Consider the following 21,143-nt stretch of genomic DNA (forward strand, 5'->3'; position numbering starts at 1 on the left):
GCCCCAGAATCCATCCAGCATTCTAGATCGTTGGGGCCGCTGCGCGACCCAATCGCGACACAAGGCCGCTCCCACAGGGTTGAGCCTGCGGGAGCGGTGTAGCTTACTCAGCTAATTTGTAAGCGATGATGTAATCGCCCATCTTGGTGCCCAGCGAGCCATGGCCGCCGGCAGTCACCAGCACGTACTGCTTGCCGTCCTTGCCGGTGTAGCTCATCGGCGTGGCCTGGCCACCCGCTGGCAGGCGCGCTTTCCACAACTCCTTGCCGTTGTTCACGTCATAGGCGCGCAGGTACTGGTCGAGCGTGCCGCTGAGGAAGCCGACGCCACCGGCGGTGACGATCGAGCCACCCATGCTCGGCACGCCAACCGGCAGGCCGATCGGCAGCGGGGTGCTGTCGCGGGTGGTGCCGTTCTTGTGTTTCCACACCACCTTGTTGGTGAACAGGTCGATGGCGGCGACGTAGCCCCAGGCGGGTGCCTGGCACGGTACGCCGAGCGGCGACATGAACGGGTGCATGGTCACTGCATACGGTGCGCCGGTGTTCGGCTGCACGCCGCTGGTCTCGCTTTCGCGCTTGCTGCCTTCGGCAACCTGCTCACGCGGGACCATCTTCGACACGAAGGCCATGTAGTTGGGCGAGGTGAACAGCAGCTGGCGCACCGGGTCTACCGACACGCTGCCCCAGTTGAATACACCGACGTTGCCGGGGTAGACCAACGAGCCTTGCTCGGATGGCGGGGTGTACTGGCCTTCGTAGCGCAGCTCGCGGAACTGGATGCGGCACAGCATCTGGTCGAAAGGCGTGGCGCCCCACATGGCCTGTTCGGTCAGCTCTGGGCCGAGCAGGTTGAGGTCGGAGCGGGCCTGGGTTGGCGAGGTGTGATCGCCTTCCACTGCACCTTGTGGGGTGGGGATCTCGCGGATCGGCACGATTGGCGTACCGTCGCGGCGGTCGAGCACGTACAGGCTGCCTTGCTTGGTCGGTACGATGATCGCCGGTTTCACACCATCGTCGGTTTTCAGGTGTACCAGGGTCGGCTGGCTGCCGACGTCCATGTCCCACAGGTCGTGATGGGTGAACTGGTAGTTCCAGCGTGCCTTGCCGGTGGCCAGGTCAAGTGCGACCACGCCGGCGCTGTACTTCTCGGCGCCCGGGGTGCGGTCGGCGCCCCACTGGTCCGGGGTCTGGTTGCCCAGCGGCAGGTAGATCATGCCAAGGTCTTCGTCGACGCTGGCGATCGACCACATGTTGGCCGAGTTGCGGCTATACATTTTGCCGGCAGCCAATGGCTTGGTGTCGTCCGGGTTGTTGCTGTCCCAGTTCCACACCAGGTGGCCGTCGTGCACATCGTAGGCGCGGATCACCCCGGACGGCTCATTGGTCGACTCGTTGTCGGTGACGTGGCCACCGATGATCACCAGGTCACGGGTAATCGCAGCAGGCGAGGTGGAGTAATAGCCGCCGGCAGTGAACGGGCCAATGCCGGTGGTGAGGTCGATCACGCCCTGGTTGGCGAAGCCTTCGCAGACCTTGCCGTTGTCGGCGTTGATGGCGATCAGGCGGGCATCTGCGGTAGGCAGGTAGAGGCGACGTGGGCAGGCTTGGGCCACGGCCTGGCCTGCGTCGGTAATTTTCGGCGCCGGGCTGCCGTCGCGGCTGACGTAGCGGTTTTCGTCATAGTACGAGACGCCACGGCACGTCATGTGGGCAAAGCCCTTGAAGGTGCCGGTCGGGCTCTTGACCTGCGGGTCGTAGCGCCAGATTTCCGCGCCAGTGTCCGGGTCCAGCGCCAGCAGGCGGCTGTGCGCGGTGCAGGCGTACAGCATGCCGTTGACCTTCAGCGGGGTGTTCTGGTTGGTCAGCTCCACCGGGTCGTTTTCGGTTGGCAGATCACCGGTGCGAATGCGCCAGGCTTCTTCCAGGCGGTAGGCGTTCTGCGGGGTGATCTGGCGCAGCGGCGAGTAGCGGTCGCCATGCTCGGTACGGCCGTAGGCCTGCCATTCGCCGTCGGGCATGGCCGGGGCGGCGCTGGCCATTTCGCTGCTGTCGCGGCCCAGTTCGCCGAACACTTCACCGGGATGGGTGAACTGGCTGGCCAGCGCGCAAGCGCCCGAAGCGACCACCGCCACGCTGAGCAGTGCAGTGTTGGCTTTGCTGGCTGGGCCGATCAGCGGGCGACGTGCCCACGGTAGCAGCAGCACTACGCCGATGGCGAACCAGATGGCCAGCCGTGGCACCAGTTGCCACCAGTCCAGGCCTACTTCGAGCAGGGCCCAAACGGTGCTGCCGAGCAGCACCAGGCCATACAGGCCCAGGGCGATCCGGCGTTGGGCCAGCAGCAGGATGCCCGACAGGGCAAAGCCGATACCGGCGATCAGGTAGTACAGCGATCCGCCTAGCTGGCTCAGCTTGATACCGCCGGCCAGCAGGGCCAGGCCCATCAGCAACAGCAGCGCGCCAACCAGGCGCGGTAGCCAGCGGCTTCCTTGGTTCGCACCTTCAGTGCTCATCGTAGGTTCTCCGTCAGGTCAAAAAAGGGGTTAGAAACTGCTCTGGATCTTCAGGCCGCCGATCAGGGCGCCATCGACCTGCGACACCCCGCCCGGGTGGCGGATGTATTGCAGGTTGGGGCGTACCGTGAGCCAGTCGGCCAAATGGATGCCGTAGTACAGCTCGGCGCTGTACTCGGTGTCCTGCACTGGCAGGAAGCCCGGGTTGTCGTAGTCGTAGAGGCCGGCGGCCTGGTTGGCCAGGCGGGCGTTCTTGCGATAGGCAGGGTTGACGTGCACGCGGGCCAGGGCGAAACCGATGTCGTCCTTGGCGCGGGCATCGAAGGGCCCTTTGAATACCAGTCCTGCCTGCACATAGTTGTCGATGGCATTGGTCTTCTTGTCATGCACCGTGGCGTTGGCGAACACGCTCAAGCCGCGCGACTGGTCGGACGCCAGCGAGGTGACCTGCTGCTGGGCGCCGATCCACAAGCCGTGCTTGCTCGAGCTGCTGCGGTAGGCGGCGCCGCTGATGGCGGCCGGCTGACCGTTGCTGTCCTTGAGAACATCTTGTGCCTTGGCATTACTGTAGTAGTAGCCGGCACGATATTCCCCTTTCAAACCTTGGATACGTGGGGTCCATACCAGTTCGAACGGCATTACCGCACCTTGGGTGCCGCTGCCGCTGAGCTTGAAACCATTGCCAGATTCGAGGTTGGAAGGGTTCTGCTCGAAGACGCCGACCTGTGCGTACAGCTCAGGGGAAAGGTTGTAGCGCACGCGCAGGGCCCACTGGCTGACTGGCCAGTTGTACCAGATGCCACCCACCCAGTTGCCCACCTGCGAGCCGCAGAAGGCCAGGTTCTGGAAGTCGCAAGGGAAGCTGTTGAAGTCTTCGCCTTCACCGAAGCGGCCGAATTTCACATCCAGCGCACCATCGAAGTACTTCTGCTTGATCCACATCTGCGTCAGCCGCCAGGTTTCGCCTCGGCCCCAGACTTCCTGGGCGGAGGTGAAGCCGCCGACACGCGGGTCGTTGATGCGGTCGTTGCTGATGTTGTCGCCGTGGCGCTCGGTGATGGTCAGCTGGAGTTCGGTGTCGTGCCAGCCGAGGATCTTGTCCAGGTCCAGGTGGCTGCCAAAGGTGAACTGGTCGCTGTAGCGCGCGGTGCGGTCGTGGTCGTAGCCGCCGTGCAGGTTGCTGCCCATCTCGCCGGTATAGCCAAGGGTGAAGTCGTAGCCTTTTTCCAGCAGTTCGCTGCGGGTTCCACCCCAGTCGCCGAGCATCCACGGAGAGTCGCTGGCGAACATTTCGCTGGCGCTGGCGGGGGTTGCCAAGGCACTGAGGGCGAGGCCGATGTAACAGGTTTTAGGCAGTTGGAGCATGAGATAGCGCTATCTTTTGATTATTGAAAAAACGGCAAGCGCATCGAAGGGCGGGCCCCTCAATGGATATGGCGACAAGATTGTTCGATGAAGCGTTTCAGCTTGCGGCGGGGAGGATATAGGGGAAACTATAAGAAAAAAAGACAAATTGTCGCAGATGACTGTTGCTGAACGGGCAACAGTCGTCATTAATCGAGGCAGGTGTAGGAGCGGGTTCACCCGCGAATGCGCCGGTTGCCCTGCCATCGTATTCGCGGGTGAACCCGTTCCTACACCGATCTTCGTCGCTTGTGGTTCAGAAGGTGGTACGCAACCCGACTTCCACACTGCGCCCCGGCGCTGGTGCGATATCGCGCAGGATCGAACTGGCGTAGCGCACGGTCTGGTCGGTCAGGTTTTCGCCGCGCACAAACGCCAACCACTGGCTTTGACCAATGTCGAAGCGGTAGCCAACGCTCGCGCCCAAGGTGGTGTAGCCATCGGTGCTGGTTTCGTTGGCGGGTTTGCGGTGCTGCGACGCAGCGTGCTGCACGTCTACTCGCGCCTGCCAGCGGTCCAGCTCCCAGACCAGGCCGCTGTTCAGGCGTAGCGGGGCGATACGGGGCAGGGGCTCGCCACTGTCGAGGTTCTTGGCCCGGGTATAGTCACCGGACAGCTCCAGCGCGAAGCTGCCGTAACGATTCTCGGCCAGCTGCCAGCGGTCCTGGGCCTCGATGCCGTAGAAGCGCGCCCGCACGCCTTGGTACTGGTATTCCGGGAAGCCTTCATGGTCATGATCGTGATCGTGGTCATCCTCGTCATGGTCATGCCCGCCCTCGCGGGTGTTGCCGGTACCAATCAGGCCGATGTAGTTGCGGAAGTGGTTGTAGAACACCCCGACACTGCCTTTATGGGTGCCATTGTCGAAGCGTAGCGCCAGGTCGGCGGAAATGGCCTTTTCCTTGTTCAAACTGGCGTCGCCGACTTCAAAGGCGCCAGTGGCTACGTGCGCGCCATTGGCGTACAGCTCGTAAAAGGTCGGGGCACGCTCGGTGTAGCCGAAGTTAGCGGCCAGCGACCAGATGGGGTCGAGCTGGTACACAGCCCCCGACGACAGGCTGAAGGCGTTGAAGCTGCTGGCGCTGTCGGCGTCGACGAAGTTCTCGTTGCCTTTGGCGTCAGGATCTACGCGGGTGTGCTCCAGGCGCGCACCCAGGCTCAGGTTCAGGCGCTCGTTGGCTTGCCACTGCTCGAGCATGAACAGTGCCACGCTGTCGGTATCGGTATGCGGGACGAAGGCTTCCTCGCCGAGGGCCGAAAACTCGTTACGGCTGACCTGGGCCCCAATGACCCCTTCCACTGGTCCGAGCGGTTGGTGGCGGGCTTCGATACGCGCTTCGTAGCCTTTGTTCTTGAAGGTGGTATGGACCTCGCCTTCTTCGATTTCTTTGTGCTCGTAGTCGGTGTAGCCGGCATCTACCTTGACCGAGCTGAATGGGCCGTCCAGATCGCGCAGTTCGGAGGCGAAGGCGTAGTGATCCTGTTTCATGTCCAGGCGTACGCCGGACTCGGCCACCGAGCCATAGTTGCTGTCGTAGCCGCTGTACGACAGGCCGGCGTAACCGTGGTCCCAGTGGTAGGCACCACCGATTGCGCCGCCGTCCTGGCGACCGTCGCTGTTTTCCAGGCGGTGTTTGCTGCCGGGCTCGTCGGCATCGCGCACCTTGGCGCTGCGGGCGTAGCCAGGGATGCGCAGATCGTTGAACTGGCGACTGTTGGCGTCCAGGTGCAGGGCGAAGGCACCGTTACCGGCCTCTAGCTTGCCGGCACTGCTGCGGGTGGTGTCGGCACCGCCGTAACGCAGTTCACCGGCACCGTGAATGCCCTCGATCGGCGAGTCCGGGATGCGGTTGTCGAAGGTGTTGACCACCCCGCCAATGGCGTTGCCTCCGTAAAGCAGGGCGGCCGGGCCACGGACGATTTCGACGCGCTCGACGGTTACCGGGTCCAGCGGCACGGCATGATCGTAGGACAGTGACGAGGCATCCAGGGCGCCGACGCCATTGCGCAGGATGCGGATGCGGTCGCCATCCAGGCCGCGGATCACCGGGCGGCTGGCGCCAGGGCCAAACCAGGTAGAAGCGACACCGGGCTGCTTGTTCAGGGTTTCACCCAGGCTGCCGTGCTGCTGTTGCAGCAGGTTCTCGTCTTCGAGCACGGTGCTGGGGACGGCCAGTTGGCGGTTACCCAACGGGTTGGCGGTGATGACCTGTGGTTCGAGTTCTACGGCCTGGCTGGGGGATGCAGCCAGCCAGAGTGCGACGGCAAGGGGGGAGAGGCGAAGCGGTGTGTACAGCATGGGGATGAGGCGTTCCTTGGCAGATGCTCTTTAGTGTTACAACATAACATAACTATTCCATCACAGAGGTTTTGCCTCTGACCAGCGATTTTTCTGTCGACTCGACTGATCCCGCCCACCACTACACTCGTGTAAGGTGCGCATCTTTCCTACGGAGCACAGCATGAGCACGGCCCAACACAACGCGCTGCACGGCAAGACCCTTGAACAGATCCTCACCGAGCTGGTGGCGCATTACCAATGGCCTGGCCTGGCCGAGCGTATCGATGTGCGCTGCTTCAAGAGCAACCCGACCATCAAGTCGAGCCTGACGTTCCTGCGCAAAACACCGTGGGCGCGGGAAAAGGTCGAGCAGCTGTACGTGAAGCTGCAGCGCCAGGCCTGACATGTCGCGTCGCCCCTGGCTGACCGGCATGGCTGTGCTGGGCTGGTTCGGCCTGGCCGTGCAGGTGAACCTGGTGCTGCTGGCGCGTTGGCAAGAGCAGGCCAGCCTGATTGGCGGCCTGATCAATGTGTTCGGCTACTTCACCGTGCTTACCAATACCCTGGTGGCGACGGTGCTCAGCTATGCCGCGTTCGGTCGGGAAGGTCGTGGCAAACGCTTTTTCCTGTCGCCCTCGGTAAGCTCTGCAGTGGCCGTCAGTATCGTGCTGGTGGCGCTGGCCTACAGCGTGCTGCTGCGCCATTTGTGGCAACCACAGGGTTGGCAATGGCTGGCGGACGAGTTGCTGCACGACGTGATGCCGGTGCTGTATGCCTTGTACTGGTGGTGCGAAGTGCCCAAGGGCAGTTTGCGGCTATGGCATTTGCTGGTATGGGCGGTGTACCCGGCGGTCTACTTTGGTTATGCGCTGTGGCGGGGGAGCGAGATTGGCGTGTATGCCTACCCGTTTATCGATGTGGCGAGCCTGGGGTATGGGCAGGTGATGCTCAATGCGCTCGGGGTGCTGGCGGGTTTCTGGGGGATAGGGCTGGTGTTGCTTGGGCTGGATCGGTGGCGGGGGCTGCACAGACTGGCTTGACCTGTGCCGGCCTCTTCGCGGGCAAGCCCGCTCCCGCAGAGAAATCACAAGCCCAGGGGCTGTGGTATTCGCTGTGGAAGCGGGAGACACGCGGCCGGGGTGTCAGCAGCAGGGCACAAGATTTCTGACATCCCCAAATGGCCTGGGCCGCGATGGCGTCTTAGTGCTTCTTGCCCTGCATGCTCGAAACCCATTGCTCGCTGCGACTATGCCCACTGGTCCTCAACACGCCCAGGTCCAGCGCATTTTCGCCATCCGCCGCCATTTTGCTTTTGGCTATCTCGGCGATTGCCGTGCCCAGATCCACCGGTGAGTTGGACGCATCCAGCGACAGGTCTCGGCGATAGTCATTACCGCTTAGCGTTTCCTGGGTGACCGAGTTGGCGTCGAGCCTCACGTCACCCTTGGCCGACTGCAAGCGTGCCCCCACCAGATGGGCGCTGCCACCGACCTGCAGGTCGATGCCGTCGCTGCTTTTAAGCGTGGTCTGACGCGCCACATTGTCGCGCTGTGCATGCGACACGTCGAGGCTGACGGTTGGCGAGAACCCTGGGTCTGCCTTGCTCAGGGCCGAACCGGCCGTTTTCTCGACCTTGCCTCCCAGCGGGCCAGCCACCGATTTGGCCGCGTTGACATAGCCCTGCGGGTTTTTCTCCTGGCTCAGCCTGACATCGCCCTTCACGCTCAGGGTGTCGACGCTGTCCTTGAGGCTGGCGATGCGCAGGTCACCGTCGATTGTGCCGCCAATATGCCCTGCATCCAGGGTGGCACTCTCGATGCGGGTATCGCCACGGCTTTGCAGGTCGATGCGCTCGGCGCGCAGGTCACTGGTATTCCAGGTGAGGTTGTCGCGCTTGTCGAGCTCAACCTTGAGCCGGCCATGCAGACCGCGGGTGTCCAACGCGCCCTTGGCCATGTTGAAACCGGCGCCGGCCGAGATGTCGAGGTTGTCGCGTCGCTCCTGGCTGGAAGAGGCTTCAACCAGCATGCCGCCATTCGAGGCGTCGAGGGTTATCTGTTCGGCCGAGGCCTGCAGACCTTGCAGGTGCAGGGCGATGTCCTCGCGGGCGCTGCTGCTCAGGGTCAGTGTGCCGTTGCTGGCAAACTGGGCATCGACCGCCTGCCGTGCTTGTTCGTCTTGCTTGCCGTGGCTGAAGTGGCCGCCGATGGCTCCCCCCTTGGTCTGGCCAGCCTTGGCCGCCAGCTCCATGCCGCCACCCAGGTTGCTGCCTGCGGCTTGCTGGGTATTGCTGGCCGCCTTGACCTGCAACTGGCCGCCACTTTGCACCTGTATGTCGCCGGCCTTGGCCTCGCGGCTACCAATGCGCGTGCCTTCGAGCAACAGGTCGCCTGTGCTGGTCAGCTTTACCTCGCCCTTGGCGTCGATTTGTGCCACTTGTGCCTTGCCCTGCGTGCTCAGCTTCTGGCCATGGTCCAGATAACCCCGGCCATCGACACCGGTGCTGCCCGGGCGGTTGCCGACTTTGGCCCAGGCATTGCCATCGAGCTGGCGTGACTGCTGTTCGGCCTGGTCGGTCGCCTGGGGTAAGGCCAGCGACCCGGCACTGTGCATGACCACGCTGCCTTCACCGCCATCGATGTGGGCCCCTTCGTAGCGGCCATCGCTGCCCAGCTGTACCTGGATACCCTGTTGCCCGTAAAGGCTGCCGGGCACAGCGCTGCTGGCAATATCCTTTTTATCCAGCGACCCTCCTTTGCCGGCGGCGCGTACATTCAAGTCCTCGCCGGTGCTGGTGTCCAGGCGCGCGTCGCCACCATAGGCCAGGCGTTGAACGGTGGTTTCCTGGGTATTTTCGGCGGCGCTCACCTGGTGCTGTTGCGCCTCGATCTTCAGCGAGCCGGCATTGGCCCGCCAGGCTGTGCCCTGGTCGGCCAGTGTCTCAGCCTTGACCTCGACCTTGGCTGCGGACAACTCGCTGACCTGAGCAATGCCACGGCGCTGGTTTTCCAGGCGCTTGAGGTGTTCAACCGTCATGTCGGCACCCACGCTGGGCGGCGCCATGGCGTCTTCGGGTGAGGCTTGCTGGAAGCGCGGGGCTTCCTCACCCAGCACCAGGCGCTCGATAGGGCGGGTCAGGTCGCGGTATTCGATACTGGCGCCCAGGCTACCCGACCAGTCGTCACGGGTTTGTTCATGTTCATGGGTATCCTGCACCGCACGGTTGTCGATGCGTTCGGCGGTCACCTGCAGGGTGTTGCCGGCCTCGACGTGCGCGGCCTCGGTGAGCAGTGAATCACTGCGCAATTTCAGATCGCCGCTGGCCTGCAACTCGCTGCGCTGCACCTTGCTTTCGCGTTCGGCTTGCACCTCGCGGTTGTGATGGCCTTCGAACAAACTGCCCAGACGGTCGATGCCACCGGTTACCGTCAGCCCGCCACCACTTTCGGTGGTGCTGGTGGCTGTGTCACGGTCGTTGCGGGTCGCCCCCAGTGTCACTTCCCGTGCCTGCACATCGAGGTCGCCGGCAGTGGCCTGGACCTTGCTGCCGTTGACCTGCAGGTGCGCGCCGCTGCTCATGCCCACCGAGGCGCCTTTGAGCTCACTGGCAACCTGGGTGGTCGCGCGCTGCTTGCCGGTGGTGGTAACGACCTCATAGGCCACGCCAGCCGCATACTGGCGGGACTCGGGCTTGCCATCCTCGGCTTCCTGGGTCTGTCTGGCGCTGGCCGTGAAACCCCGTTGTTGGTCGCGGGTTTCGCGTTCATCGACCGATTGCGCACTGCCAATCAGCAGCTCGCCTTTGGCCTCGACTTGCAGGTGCTTGCCAGCTTCGACCTTGGCGCCCTGGATGCGCATCTCTTCGGCGCTGGCCAGGCGCAGGTTGCTGGTCGAGCTGACGTCGCTGACCAGTACCTGCTGTTTGCGGTCCGTGCTTTCGTGCGTGCTGCCGATCAGGCCGAACAGCTTACTGTCGCTGGTGCGCTGGGTGGAGGTCGTGCTGCCATGGTCTGCCTCGATGGCCAGCGAACCGTTATCGCTGTAGAGCACCGCGTCCTGTTTGCCGAACACGGTGCTGCCTTTGATGGCAACCTGGTCGGCTCTCACGGTGAGCTCGCCATCGCTGGTTACCGTGCTGCCCGCGACGACCTGGCCCTCGGTGTCGTTACCTTTGCGGTCACCAAAGAATGTGCCGGACACCAGGTCGCCTCGGTAGTCGCGTTGGGTGCCGTGTTCCTGCAGGGTGGTGGTGCCGATGTCTGCCTGTTTTGCCTGGATAGCCAGATCGCCGCGGCTGTGCAGGCTGCTGCCCTGCACGTTGAGGTTGTCGCTTGCCTTTATCGACATGTGCCCGGCGCTCAGGGTACTGCCCTTTGCGGTTTCCTTGAGCTGGTTGCTATCGCTGTCACCGCGCCATAAGTCCTTGCGATGACGCACCTGCTGTTCGATGCGCTTGCTGTCGATGCCGGCGATGATGTCCAGGCCGGCACCGCTGTCGACCGTCAGCTCGTTACCGGCGTCCAGCTTCGCTGCGGTCATGCGCATGTCGTCGCCGGACTGCAGCAGCACGCTGTCAGTGCCCAGCAATTGACTGCCCTGTTGCTGTTGGTGGGTGGTGGTGGTTTTGCTGTTGTAGGTTTCGCGGGTGACGAACCAGAACTTCTTGTTCCAGCTATCACTGTCGTGCTTGATGTGCTCGATTGTCTTGGCATCCAGTGTGAGCTTCTTGCCGGCCCTTGCTTCGATTCGCTGGGCCTGGCCGTCAACCGTTTCAAGCATCAGGTCATCGGCAGCGGTGAGTTTCAGTAGGCCACGCTCGCTGCGCAGCTCGGTCGGGCGGTCGCCAGTGCCGCTGACATGCAGGCCCCCGGCCGAGCTGATGTCGACCCCCTCGGTGCCCAGAATCTGCGAGGCCCCCACACGCACACCCGCGCCTTCGGCAGTACTTACCACACGGATACGCCCGGCGCGCATGGCGCCGAACAGGCTGGCGTCAATGCTCGAAGAGGGGCTGGGCAGGTGTTCGACCACCTCGCCGCTGCGGCTGTCGATACGGTTGCGACCGACGGTGATGTCGAGCGTTTCGCTGGCCATGAGCAGGCCTTTGCTGTCCACGCGCGGTGCGATCAGTTCGAGTGCGCCACCGGCATTGCTCTGGCCATGCTCAAGTACCTGCAGGGTCCCACTGGCAGTGAGCGTATCGAGGTACCTGAGCTGCTGCTCCTCGAATTGCGGGGTGCCCACCACGAAGCCCGCGCGGGTGGTGTTGATGAAACTGCCGCCGTTGAGGGTGATGCCATTGGGGTTGGCCAGGATGTAGTCGGCCGGGCGCCCGAAGATTTCCTGTGGCCCCTCGATCAGCGAGGCGTTGCGGCTGACCACTTCGTTAAGAATGGTCGAGGCGGCCTGGCCCTGAAACTGCGGGTTGGCCGCCAGGGCACCGGCCAGTTGCGATTGCCCGGCTGCGGTGGCGTTGTTCAGCACCAGGCCTGGGGTGCCAACGTTGTAGTCGATGAACTGGTTATGTGACAGCCCCCTGGCGTTGGGCGGCACAATGTCGATGACCGGTACCCCGTGGCCGTTGTGGATGACCGGGGTACCCCCGGGGCCGCTGGCTGCTTCCAGCCCGGTCTGAGCCAGTGCGGCGCTGGGCCCGAACACCGCGAAGAAGATTGCCCAGCGCAAGGTATCCGGGCGAACAGGCGGTAACTGCGAGAGTGTTTGCATTTTCTCGTTCTCTTTGTTGTGGGTGAATCAGATGCTCAGTGTCCAGTCCAGTACCCAGAAGCCGGGCTCCAGCCGCGGGCGGGGCAGGTCGCTGGTGTACAGGGCGCGTTGGTAGTCCAGGCGCAGGCGGCTGCCGGGCAGGGTCAGCTCCAACCCTGCGGCGGCCCCGGCCAGGCGCTGTGACGGTTTGCCTTCGGCGGTGCGAACCCAGCCCTGGTCCAGGCCGATGTAGGGGCGTATCTCGAAGGGGTGGGCCCAGGTCAGCGGCAGCGCTTGGCTGAACGTATTGCGCCAGACGGCGCTGCTGGCACCGGAGTAAGTGTGCAGACGAAAGCCGCGGACAGCCGAATCGTCGCTGACCAGCAGTTGTTCGACGGCAGGCAACAGGTCGCGGCTGTACTGCAGGGCCAACTCGCTCTGCCAGCGCCAGGGGTAGGGTGCCGGGCCCTGACGCAGGTGCAGCAGGTTGGCGCGGTATTTGCGAAAGTCCGGGCGCAGGCGTTGAACACCCAACGGCGAACGGTCGGCACCCAATGCGTCAATGCCTTGGGCAACGCCGAAGTAGCCGTTCCACAAGCCACTTTCGAGCCACAGCAGGTTGATGCCGGCCTCTACCGTGGTCAGCGTCGGGCTCTGCTGGACGATAACCGCGCCAGCGCTGCGGTTGACCAGTTGTTTGCGGTCCAGCCGGACGCTGGCGCTGAGCAGGCCTTGCTGGTTGCGCCACAACACCCGCTCGATACTCAGGCCCTGATAGCTGCTGCTGCCGTCGACAGCCTTGTCGCTGTAGGGGAGGGGGGCTTGATAACGTAGCTGGCTGGCGCTGAGGGCAAAGGTCCAGGCGCCATAGGGGATGCTGTAGTACAGCGACATGCCTTGGCTTTGGCCGGGCGTATCGAGCACCGTGCTGGTCAACGACAGGCGCAGCTCATCATTGAGGCCAAGCGGGCTGTCCAGGCCAATACCGAGGTTGAGGCGGTGGCGGCCGGTCAGCTCGCTGCCCCGGTTGTCGAAGCGGCTGTCCAGGTGCCAGCGTGAACCAACCTTGCCTGGCTGCACGACCACGCGGGTGCCGCCCTGCAGTTCGCCGGGCAGCAGGGTGGCGCCCAGCTCATAGGCGCGTAGGCGGTTGAGCTGGTCCAGGCCTTGCTCAAGGTCGGGCAGGTACAGTGGCTGCCCGAGCAGGCCAGGGAAGGCGCTGGAGAGGGACAACGGCAAGTCGGGGCCTGCCAGTTCGATGGTTTCGACAAAACCTTCGACAATGACGATGTCCAGCGGCATGCCCTCTTCTGGGGGCTGCCGCAGGTAGGGTCGGCTGGTTGGGTAGCCGGCTTGAACATAGCGTTGGGTGATGGCTTTGAGCAGCCGGTTGATGTCGGCGATGCCCATGCAGGCAGGTGTGAAAGCACGGAGCGTCGGCGCCAGTGCCGAGCTCGAAAGCCGGTGCATGCCAGCCACGCGCACGCCATCGACTGCCCAGCAGTGATCGTCGTGGGGGTGGCGGGAAGTGGTGTTGGTCGGTTCAGCCGGGACGGGGATACGCTGCCAGCGTTCCAGCCGCTGCTGTTGCTCCAGCTGCCGCAGCCCCTGCTGCTGATCGCGCAGTTGCTGGCTGGCAGGGTCGTCGGCCAGCACCTGGGGAATGGACAGCAGGCCTGAAAGGCAACTGGCCGACAGCCAATGGGCGATGCGGTGGATCAGACACGGCATTGAAGCACCCCGCAAATGACGTACGGTTTTCGTACTCGTCTGCGTGGATGCTAAAAATTAAGTCACTCGCCTGGATGCAGTACCCTGCCTAAGCACCTGTAAGGCAGGTTCTCGCAAAACGGTGGGAAGGTTCCTACAACCTTTACCGGAAGGCTCTATATCAAGGCCGGATCTCGATCAGCGTTCCATCCCGTACCAGATCCCACACTTCCTGCATGTCGCGGTTGCGCATGGCGATGCAACCATCCGTCCAGTCCAGGGTATGGAAGTACCATTCCGGGTATTCATCGTTGATCGGCGTGCCGTGAATCATGATCATGCTGCCGGCATTCACCCCTGCCCGGGTCGCGCGGGCGGCATCGCTGATGTTCGGATAGTTGATGTGCATGGCCAGGTTGAAGCGGTCGCTCTGCTTGCGCCAGTCCAGCCAGTACAAGCCCTCTGGGGTTTTCTTGTCGCCTTCGCGTTCCTTGGCACCCTTGGGCTGCTTGCCCAGCGAGATGCGGTAGGTTTTCAGCGGCTCGCCACGGCTGATCAGCTGCAGCCGGCGCTCGGACTTGATCACCAGCACCTTGTCGATCAACGGTTGCATGGCTTGCTGCGAAGGCGATGGGGATTGCGCTGCCGGCACGGGCTTGCGGATGATGGTTTCGGTGAAGGCCGCCTGGGACACCGAGGTAACGCAAAGGCAGAAGAAGGCAAGCAACCAGCGCATGGAACAGTATCCCTGAAGGCTTTTAGGTGTGTGGCGACACGTTCATCGGCGGCAGGTATTCATGGCCTATGGGGTAGTGCTGGCCGATGCGGTCGCGATAGTAGCATTCTAGTGTGCGGGTGACGGTGCGGAAAGCCAGCTCGTCCCACGGTATCTCATGTTCTTCGAACAGGCGTACCTCCAGGCTTTCCACACCGACGGCAAAGTCCAGGTCCGCCAACTCGGCGCGAAAGAACACATGCACCTGGCTGATGTGCGGTAGATCGAACAGCTGGTACAGGGATGTCGGCCCGACCCGGGCGCAGGCTTCCTCGACGGTTTCGCGACGCGCGGCCTGGTCGAGGGTTTCGCCGTTTTCCATGAAACCGGCGGGCAGGGTCCAGAAGCCCCGGCGCGGTTCGATGGCGCGGCGGCACAGCAACACCTGGCTACCCCAGGTCGGCAGCACACCGGCCACGATGTTGGGGTTCTGGTAGTGGATGGTCTGGCAAGAGCCGCAGACGTACCGCAGGCGGCTGTCGCCCTCGGGGATCTGCTGAGTGACCGGTTGGCCGCACGCGCTGCAGAATTTCATGTGTGGTTCCTTATGTTCAAGGCTATCTTGGCGCGGCCACCGTGCCGCCGCAAGCGCTGGGGCTTGGGTGCTTCGCGGCTTTGGTGCATCATGCAACACAGGACCTGGATACGAGCGTGCGCAATGCTGGACGAGCTACTTCGCCGAATGAGCAACCACCAACCCGCGTCATTGGAAACCGACAGACGGTTCCCTGAAGCGGCGGTCCTCTTGCCCATTACCCGCAGCGAAGCGCCCGAACTGGTTTTGACCCTGCGCGCCAAGGGTCTGTCTACCCACGGTGGTGAAGTGGCCTTTCCCGGTGGCCGTCGGGACCCGGAAGACCCGGACCTGGTGTTTACTGCCCTGCGCGAGGCTGAAGAAGAAATAGGCCTGCCCCCTGGCCTGGTGGAGGTGATTGGCCCGCTCAGTCCACTGATCTCGCTACATGGCCTGAAAGTGACGCCATTCGTCGGGCTTATTCCCGACTTCGTCGAATATCGCGCCAATGATGCCGAGATTGCGGCAGTGTTCACCGTGCCGCTGGAGTTCTTCCGCCAGGACCCGCGTGACCATACCCACCGTATCGATTACCAGGGCCGTAGCTGGTTCGTGCCAAGCTATCGCTATGGCGAATACAAGATCTGGGGGTTGTCGGCGATCATGATCGTCGAGTTGGTCAACCTGCTGTTCGATGCCGGTATCAGCCTGCATCAGCCGCCGGAGCGTTACATCAAAAATTGAGCGGGGCCTGACCCGCCGTCTGCGTCGCAGCCTGAGGAACAAGCATGAAATATCGCCTGGGTGACCTGCGGGTCGAGAGCCACCCCACCAGTTGGACCGCACCCAACGCCACGCTCATTGGCAGCGTGCGCCTGCAAGCCAATGCCAGTGTGTGGTTTGGCGCGGTGTTGCGCGGGGATAACGAGCTGATCGATATCGGCGAAGGCAGCAACGTGCAGGATGGCACGGTGATGCACACTGACATGGGCTCGCCACTGACGTTGGGCAAGGGCGTGACCGTTGGCCACAACGCCATGTTGCATGGCTGCACGGTGGGCGACTTCAGCCTGGTCGGTATCAACGCAGTGATCCTCAATGGTGCGCGCATCGGCAAACACTGCATCATCGGCGCCAACGCACTGATTGCCGAGGGCAAGGAAATCCCGGATGGTTCGCTGGTGATGGGCTCGCCGGGCAAGGTGGTACGCGAACTGACCGAGCAGCAGAAGCGCATGCTTGAAGCCAGTGCCGCACATTACGTGCACAATGCCCAGCGCTATGCGCGGGATCTGGTGGTTGATGATGAGTGAAGTGGTCGAGCGGCCGGTGGCTTCGCCGTGTGTGAGCATTTGTGCGCTGGACGAGCAGGATATCTGCACCGGCTGCCAGCGTACCGTGGCGGAGATTGGCCGCTGGGGGCGGATGGACAATGCTGAGCGCCGGGCGGTGCTCAAGCGTTGCCATGAACGGGCAGTAGAAGCCGGCCTCATCTTGCAGGCCTGACGCGAACCTGTGGGGGCGGGCGTGCTGGCGAACACCGGCGAAGCCGGTGCCATGCACCGCAGTGGCAGCTTCGCGGGCATGCCCGCTCCCACAGGTACAGCGTCAGCCTTTGGGGCCTCACAACATCTGTGGGAGCGGGTTTACCCGCGAACGGCCCAGCGGTAATCTGTGCGGCTTGCCCACAGACAGCCCGCCATGTTCTATCTGATTGCCTACATCAGCAGCGTAGTGCTGATCAACTACGCCTTCTCCAGTGCCCCGCACCTGGACATCATCTGGTCCGCCTGGGGCGGCCTGGTGTTCGTCCTGCGCGACATGGTGCAGACCCGTTTTGGTCATGGCGCCCTGTTCGCCATGCTGGTGGCACTGGTGCTGTCCTATGTCACCTCGGAACCGGCCATCGCCCTGGCCAGCGCCACAGCGTTCTTCATCTCCGAGCTGATCGACTGGCTGGTGTTCAGCATCACCCGTCGGCCGCTGCGCGACCGCCTGTGGCTCAGTTCGGCGCTGAGCATCCCGGTGGATACCTTCATTTTCTTCGGCATGATCGGCGCGTTGACCCCGGCAGTGATCGGCACCGCGATGGCCTCGAAGTTCGCCGGTGTAACCGCGGTGTGGCTGGCCATGGCATTTCGCGCTCGGCGGGCCGCCGTCGCCGGTTGATGGTGTAGAATAGCGGTCCTTTTTCAGCGGGTGGCGTCTAGCCTGGCGCGGCCCCGGTTGCCTTCGAGGACCTGAAATGACCCGTATCGGAACCCCATTGTCGCCCACAGCGACCCGTGTACTGCTCTGCGGCTGTGGCGAGCTGGGCAAGGAAGTGGTAATCGAACTGCAGCGCCTGGGCGTCGAAGTAATCGCCGTCGACCGGTACGCCAATGCTCCGGCAATGCAGGTGGCGCACCGCAGCCATGTGATCAATATGCTCGATGGCGTTGCCCTGCGCGCGGTGATCGAAGCCGAGAAGCCGCATTACATCGTTCCGGAAATCGAAGCCATCGCCACCGCCACCCTGGTCGAGCTGGAAAACGAAGGTTTCACCGTGGTGCCGACCGCCCGCGCCACCCAGTTGACCATGAACCGCGAAGGCATCCGCCGCCTGGCTGCCGAAGAGCTGGACCTGCCAACCTCGCCGTACCACTTCGCCGACACCTATGAAGACTACGCCAAGGCCGTAGCCGACCTGGGTTACCCGTGCGTGGTCAAACCGGTGATGAGCTCGTCGGGCAAGGGCCAGAGCCTGCTGCGCAGCGATGCTGACCTGCAGACGTCGTGGGACTATGCCCAGGAAGGCGGTCGCGCTGGCAAGGGCCGGGTGATCGTCGAGGGTTTCATCGACTTCGAATATGAAATCACCCTGCTGACCGTGCGCCACGTGGGCGGCACCACCTTCCTCGAGCCCGTCGGCCACCGTCAGGAGAAGGGCGATTACCAGGAGTCCTGGCAGCCACAGGCCATGAGCCCGAAGGCGTTGGCCGAATCGCAGCGCGTGGCCAAGGCGGTCACCGATGCCCTCGGCGGTCGCGGCCTGTTTGGTGTAGAACTGTTCGTGAAGGGCGACCAGGTGTGGTTCAGTGAAGTGTCGCCGCGCCCGCATGACACCGGTCTGGTCACCCTGATTTCCCAGGACCTGTCGCAATTTGCCCTGCATGCCCGCGCCATTCTCGGCCTGCCGATTCCGGTGGTGCGTCAGTTCGGCCCGTCGGCCTCGGCAGTGATCTTGCCCGAAGGCCAGTCCCAACAGACCAGCTTCGCCAACCTGGGCGCAGCGCTGAGCGAGCCGGATACCGCCATTCGCCTGTTCGGCAAGCCGGAAATCAACGGTACCCGCCGCATGGGTGTGTGCCTGGCGCGTGACGAGTCGGTTGAACTGGCGCGGGCCAAGGCGACCCGTGCTTCGCAGGCGGTCAAGGTCGAGTTCTGATCCGAGAGTGCTGGGGCCGCAAAGCGGCCCCAGTCGCTTACAGCGCAGTATTGCGCGTCTCTTTCAGGCACAGCACGGCAATCAGGCTGATCACCGCCGCTACCGACACATAGCCCCCCACCCAGCTCAACCCGCCCATGCTCACCAGCTTCTGGGCAAAGAACGGAGCCGCCGAGGCGCCGACGATACCGCCCAGGTTATACGCCGCCGAGGCACCGGTATACCGCACGTGAGTCGGGAACAGCTCTGGCAGCAGTGCCCCCATCGGCGCAAAGGTCACGCCCATCAGGAACAGCTCGATGGCCAGGAACAGCGCCACACCCGTGGTCGATCCCGAAGTCAGCAGTGGCTCCATGGTAAAGCCCGACGCTATCGCCAGCAGGCCGCCGACGATCAGTACCGGCTTGCGCCCGTAACGGTCACTGAGCCAGGCCGACAATGGTGTGGCCAGGGCCATGAACACCACCGCGAAGCACAGCAGGCCAAGGAACGTTTCGCGGCTGTAGCCCAGTGTGGTCACGCCGTAGCTCAACGAGAACACCGTGGAAATGTAGAACAGTGCATAGCACACCACCATGGCCGCAGCGCCCAGCAGGGTTGGCAGCCAGTATTTGGAGAACAGGTCGACCACCGGCATTTTCACCCGCTCGTGGCGGGCAACGGCCTTGGCAAACACCGGGCTCTCTTCGAGCTTCAGGCGCACATACAGACCAACCAGTACCAGTGCGGCGCTGAGCAGGAACGGAATGCGCCAGCCCCACTCGCGGAACTGCTCGTCGCTGAGCACCAGGGCCAGAGTCAGGAACAGGCCGTTGGCAGCCAGGAAACCGATTGAAGGGCCCAACTGTGGGAACATGCCGAACCAGGCACGCTTGCCTTCCGGAGCGTTTTCGGTGGCCAGCAGGGCCGCTCCACCCCATTCGCCGCCCAGGCCCAGGCCTTGGCCAAAGCGCAGCAGGCAGAGAATGATCGGCGCCCACACGCCAATGCTGTCATAGCCCGGCAGCACGCCGATGGCGGTGGTGGATACGCCCATCAGCAGCAGCGAGGCAACCAGCGTCGACTTGCGGCCGATGCGGTCGCCAAAATGGCCGAACAATGCCGAGCCCAGTGGGCGGGCGAGGAAGGCGATACCGAAGGTGAGGAAGGCGGCCAGCATTTGCGCGGTGCCCGACCCGGACGGGAAGAACACCGGGCCGATCACCAGGGCTGCGGCGGTGGCGTAGACATAGAAATCATAGAACTCGATGGCGGTGCCGATGAAGCTGGCAGTGGCTACCCGCGCAGGCGAGTTGACTGGCGCGGCAGGCGCTTGGGCGTAAGTACTGCTTGTCATTGAGTAAGTCCCTGACAGTCTGGTCCGGCTCCATGGGCTTGGCCCGCGATGGCTTGCCATGTAAAAGGCACGGTTACGCGGACGCCGGAGCGTTTCGTTGTGTGCGCCCGACTGACGATGGCCCAAGGGGGGTAGGGGCGGGGCGGGTACTGTTCGGGGTATTGACGCAGGACCGCAGGGCGTATCAGTGGAGCGGACTGGCCGTGGAGCGCCGGGTGCGGGTAGCAGGCGTGACGGCGGGGCTGGGTAAGCGTGACCCGAGTATAGCTATCGGGTCACGGTCCACACCAGTACCTTGCTGGCACAATTGTCCTCTGTTTCAAGGATTTCCAGGCGATAGCGGCCTATCTTCAGGCAAACAGCGCTTTCCGGGATGCTTTCCAGCGCTTCGGTCACCAGCCCGTTGAGGGTTTTCGGCCCGCCGTCGCAGGGTAGGTGCCAGCCCAGGGTGCGGTTGATTTCGCGTAACGAAGCGGTGCCATCGATGACGAAGGTGCCATCGGGCTGCGGGTGGACATGCGGGTTATCCAGGCTTTGCTCGTCCTCGAACTCGCCGACGATCTCTTCGAGAATGTCTTCCAGGGTGACGATACCCAGTACTTCGCCGTACTCGTCCACTACCACGCCCAAGCGGCGTTGTTGCTTGTGGAAGTTCAACAACTGCATTTGCAGGGGCGTGCTTTCCGGTACGAAATAGGGTTCGTAGCAGGCGCCGTGCAGCGCTTCGAGGGTCAGCCCGGCCTTGGGCAGCAGGTGGCTGATCAGCTTGGTGTTGAGAATCGCTTCGACCTGGTTGATGTCGTTATGGTAGACCGGCAGGCGGGTGTGGCGGCTGACGATCAGTTGCTCGATGATGCGTTCGATCGGCTCGTCGAGGTTGATACCATCCACTTCGTTGCGCGGCACCAGGATGTCGTTGACGGTGATTTTGTCCAGCGACTGCAGGCCGTCGAGCATGCCATGGCGAGGCGCTTCGTGCTGTTCATCCTCATCGAAGTCGTCGGCATCCTGCGCGTGCAGGGCCACCGCTGTGGGCTGTGCACGGAACGGGCGCAGAATCAGCTTGGCGGCGCCGTCCAGCAGGCAGGCCAGTGGCTGCAGCAGGGCGAGGGGTACTTTCAGCAGGCTGGCCCCAAGGCTCACGAACGCCTGCGGGTTACGCCGGGCCAGGCGTCGCGGCAGGTATTCGGCAAACACCAGCAAGGCGAGGGTGGCGGCCATGCCTGCCAGCCAGAAGCCATGCTCGCCACTCTGGCGCTGGCCGACCAGGCAGGCCAGCCCCAGTACCAGCAGCTTGCCCAGGCTGGCGCACAGCACCAAGGCCTGGGCTGGCAGCACGGGCTGGTTGTCTTCGCCGGCGCGCAGTGCGCCATTGAGCTGCAGGCGGGCAGCATCCACAGCGGTGAACAGCGCTGACCACAAAAGGGCCAGTGCCAGAGTGCCGAATAGCGGTGCGTACGGCAGGGTGTTCATGG

General features: G+C 63.4%; 16 protein-coding genes. 7 read left to right on the forward strand and 9 right to left on the reverse strand.

The features are described from left to right. Positions 1-103: 103 nt before the first annotated feature. The 3 genes from J3A98_RS02655 to J3A98_RS02665 all read right to left on the reverse strand — a co-directional run bounded on the left by J3A98_RS02655 (position 104) and on the right by J3A98_RS02665 (position 6,218). A complete protein-coding gene (locus J3A98_RS02655; protein WP_209963800.1) occupies positions 104-2,515 on the reverse strand; it encodes a glucose/quinate/shikimate family membrane-bound PQQ-dependent dehydrogenase in 2,412 nt (803 codons plus the stop codon). 30 nt (positions 2,516-2,545) lie between these two features. Further along, positions 2,546-3,880, reverse strand: coding sequence for a carbohydrate porin (locus tag J3A98_RS02660; protein ID WP_209963804.1), 1,335 nt, complete (start codon positions 3,878-3,880; stop codon positions 2,546-2,548). A 295-nt stretch (positions 3,881-4,175) separates the two neighbouring features. Further along, complete coding sequence (locus J3A98_RS02665) at positions 4,176-6,218, reverse strand: TonB-dependent receptor (RefSeq protein ID WP_209963806.1); 2,043 nt, start codon at positions 6,216-6,218, stop codon at positions 4,176-4,178. Between the two features lie 163 nt (positions 6,219-6,381). Between J3A98_RS02665 and J3A98_RS02670 the strand changes: the two genes are divergently transcribed. Beyond that, entirely contained in the window at positions 6,382-6,603 is a 222-nt protein-coding gene (locus J3A98_RS02670; protein WP_021785724.1) for a VF530 family protein, read from the forward strand. A gap of 1 nt (position 6,604) precedes the next feature. Beyond that, complete coding sequence (locus J3A98_RS02675) at positions 6,605-7,240, forward strand: Pr6Pr family membrane protein (protein ID WP_209963811.1); 636 nt, start codon at positions 6,605-6,607, stop codon at positions 7,238-7,240. A 160-nt stretch (positions 7,241-7,400) separates the two neighbouring features. Here the strand turns inward: J3A98_RS02675 and J3A98_RS02680 are convergent, their stop codons facing one another. From J3A98_RS02680 to J3A98_RS02695, 4 genes are all read right to left on the reverse strand, one after another. Further along, positions 7,401-11,927 carry a hemagglutinin repeat-containing protein gene (locus tag J3A98_RS02680; protein WP_209963815.1) on the reverse strand — a complete coding sequence of 1,509 codons (4,527 nt, stop codon included), beginning with the start codon at positions 11,925-11,927 and terminating at the stop codon, positions 7,401-7,403. 27 nt (positions 11,928-11,954) lie between these two features. Next, entirely contained in the window at positions 11,955-13,637 is a 1,683-nt protein-coding gene (locus J3A98_RS02685) for a ShlB/FhaC/HecB family hemolysin secretion/activation protein (protein ID WP_209963818.1), read from the reverse strand. 160 nt (positions 13,638-13,797) lie between these two features. Continuing rightward, on the reverse strand, positions 13,798-14,352 hold the full coding sequence (locus J3A98_RS02690; protein WP_176682698.1) for a L,D-transpeptidase family protein: 555 nt from the start codon (positions 14,350-14,352) through the stop codon (positions 13,798-13,800). Between the two features lie 22 nt (positions 14,353-14,374). Next, entirely contained in the window at positions 14,375-14,926 is a 552-nt protein-coding gene (locus J3A98_RS02695) for an NUDIX hydrolase (protein ID WP_021785719.1), read from the reverse strand. Between the two features lie 123 nt (positions 14,927-15,049). Here J3A98_RS02695 and J3A98_RS02700 point away from each other — a divergent pair, with 123 nt between their 5' ends. From J3A98_RS02700 to purT, 5 genes are all read left to right on the forward strand, one after another. Continuing rightward, entirely contained in the window at positions 15,050-15,649 is a 600-nt protein-coding gene (locus tag J3A98_RS02700; protein WP_176682699.1) for a CoA pyrophosphatase, read from the forward strand. Between the two features lie 44 nt (positions 15,650-15,693). Then, positions 15,694-16,218, forward strand: coding sequence for a gamma carbonic anhydrase family protein (locus J3A98_RS02705; RefSeq protein ID WP_103443794.1), 525 nt, complete (start codon positions 15,694-15,696; stop codon positions 16,216-16,218). After that, positions 16,208-16,411 (forward strand): DUF1289 domain-containing protein, encoded by a 204-nt coding sequence (locus J3A98_RS02710; protein WP_209963821.1) that lies wholly within the window; start codon positions 16,208-16,210, stop codon positions 16,409-16,411. The genes J3A98_RS02705 and J3A98_RS02710 overlap by 11 nt, the downstream gene beginning before the upstream one ends. A 195-nt stretch (positions 16,412-16,606) precedes the next feature. Further along, positions 16,607-17,074, forward strand: a complete 468-nt coding sequence (locus J3A98_RS02715; protein ID WP_209963825.1) for a VUT family protein — start codon at positions 16,607-16,609, stop codon at positions 17,072-17,074. Positions 17,075-17,150: 76 nt separating this feature from the next. Then, a complete protein-coding gene (purT, locus tag J3A98_RS02720; RefSeq protein ID WP_176682701.1) occupies positions 17,151-18,332 on the forward strand; it encodes a formate-dependent phosphoribosylglycinamide formyltransferase in 1,182 nt (393 codons plus the stop codon). A 37-nt stretch (positions 18,333-18,369) separates the two neighbouring features. On the opposite strand, the gene J3A98_RS02725 is transcribed toward purT, so the two are convergent. Next, entirely contained in the window at positions 18,370-19,668 is a 1,299-nt protein-coding gene (locus J3A98_RS02725) for an MFS transporter (protein WP_021785713.1), read from the reverse strand. 267 nt (positions 19,669-19,935) lie between these two features. Beyond that, positions 19,936-21,141, reverse strand: a complete 1,206-nt coding sequence (locus J3A98_RS02730) for a transporter associated domain-containing protein (RefSeq protein ID WP_209963829.1) — start codon at positions 21,139-21,141, stop codon at positions 19,936-19,938. Between the last annotated feature and the right edge of the window lie 2 nt (positions 21,142-21,143).

The sequence above is a fragment of the Pseudomonas sp. BP6 genome (assembly GCF_017875935.1).
Classification (GTDB): Bacteria; Pseudomonadota; Gammaproteobacteria; order Pseudomonadales; family Pseudomonadaceae; genus Aquipseudomonas; species Aquipseudomonas putida_Y.

Excerpts from the sequence above, each read along its gene's own strand:
- J3A98_RS02695 (WP_021785719.1), bottom strand. The coding sequence starts at position 14,926 with ATGAAATTCTGCAGCGCGTGCGGCCAACCGGTCACTCAGCAGATCCCC.
- J3A98_RS02670 (WP_021785724.1), top strand. The coding sequence starts at position 6,382 with ATGAGCACGGCCCAACACAACGCGCTGCACGGCAAGACCCTTGAACAG.
- J3A98_RS02705 (WP_103443794.1), top strand. The coding sequence starts at position 15,694 with ATGAAATATCGCCTGGGTGACCTGCGGGTCGAGAGCCACCCCACCAGT.
- J3A98_RS02665 (WP_209963806.1), bottom strand. The coding sequence starts at position 6,218 with ATGCTGTACACACCGCTTCGCCTCTCCCCCCTTGCCGTCGCACTCTGG.
- J3A98_RS02715 (WP_209963825.1), top strand. The coding sequence starts at position 16,607 with ATGTTCTATCTGATTGCCTACATCAGCAGCGTAGTGCTGATCAACTAC.
- J3A98_RS02690 (WP_176682698.1), bottom strand. The coding sequence starts at position 14,352 with ATGCGCTGGTTGCTTGCCTTCTTCTGCCTTTGCGTTACCTCGGTGTCC.
- J3A98_RS02660 (WP_209963804.1), bottom strand. The coding sequence starts at position 3,880 with ATGCTCCAACTGCCTAAAACCTGTTACATCGGCCTCGCCCTCAGTGCC.
- J3A98_RS02710 (WP_209963821.1), top strand. The coding sequence starts at position 16,208 with ATGATGAGTGAAGTGGTCGAGCGGCCGGTGGCTTCGCCGTGTGTGAGC.
- J3A98_RS02700 (WP_176682699.1), top strand. The coding sequence starts at position 15,050 with ATGCTGGACGAGCTACTTCGCCGAATGAGCAACCACCAACCCGCGTCA.
- J3A98_RS02655 (WP_209963800.1), bottom strand. The coding sequence starts at position 2,515 with ATGAGCACTGAAGGTGCGAACCAAGGAAGCCGCTGGCTACCGCGCCTG.
- J3A98_RS02675 (WP_209963811.1), top strand. The coding sequence starts at position 6,605 with ATGTCGCGTCGCCCCTGGCTGACCGGCATGGCTGTGCTGGGCTGGTTC.
- J3A98_RS02730 (WP_209963829.1), bottom strand. The coding sequence starts at position 21,141 with ATGAACACCCTGCCGTACGCACCGCTATTCGGCACTCTGGCACTGGCC.
- purT (WP_176682701.1), top strand. The coding sequence starts at position 17,151 with ATGACCCGTATCGGAACCCCATTGTCGCCCACAGCGACCCGTGTACTG.
- J3A98_RS02725 (WP_021785713.1), bottom strand. The coding sequence starts at position 19,668 with ATGACAAGCAGTACTTACGCCCAAGCGCCTGCCGCGCCAGTCAACTCG.
- J3A98_RS02685 (WP_209963818.1), bottom strand. The coding sequence starts at position 13,637 with ATGCCGTGTCTGATCCACCGCATCGCCCATTGGCTGTCGGCCAGTTGC.
- J3A98_RS02680 (WP_209963815.1), bottom strand. The coding sequence starts at position 11,927 with ATGCAAACACTCTCGCAGTTACCGCCTGTTCGCCCGGATACCTTGCGC.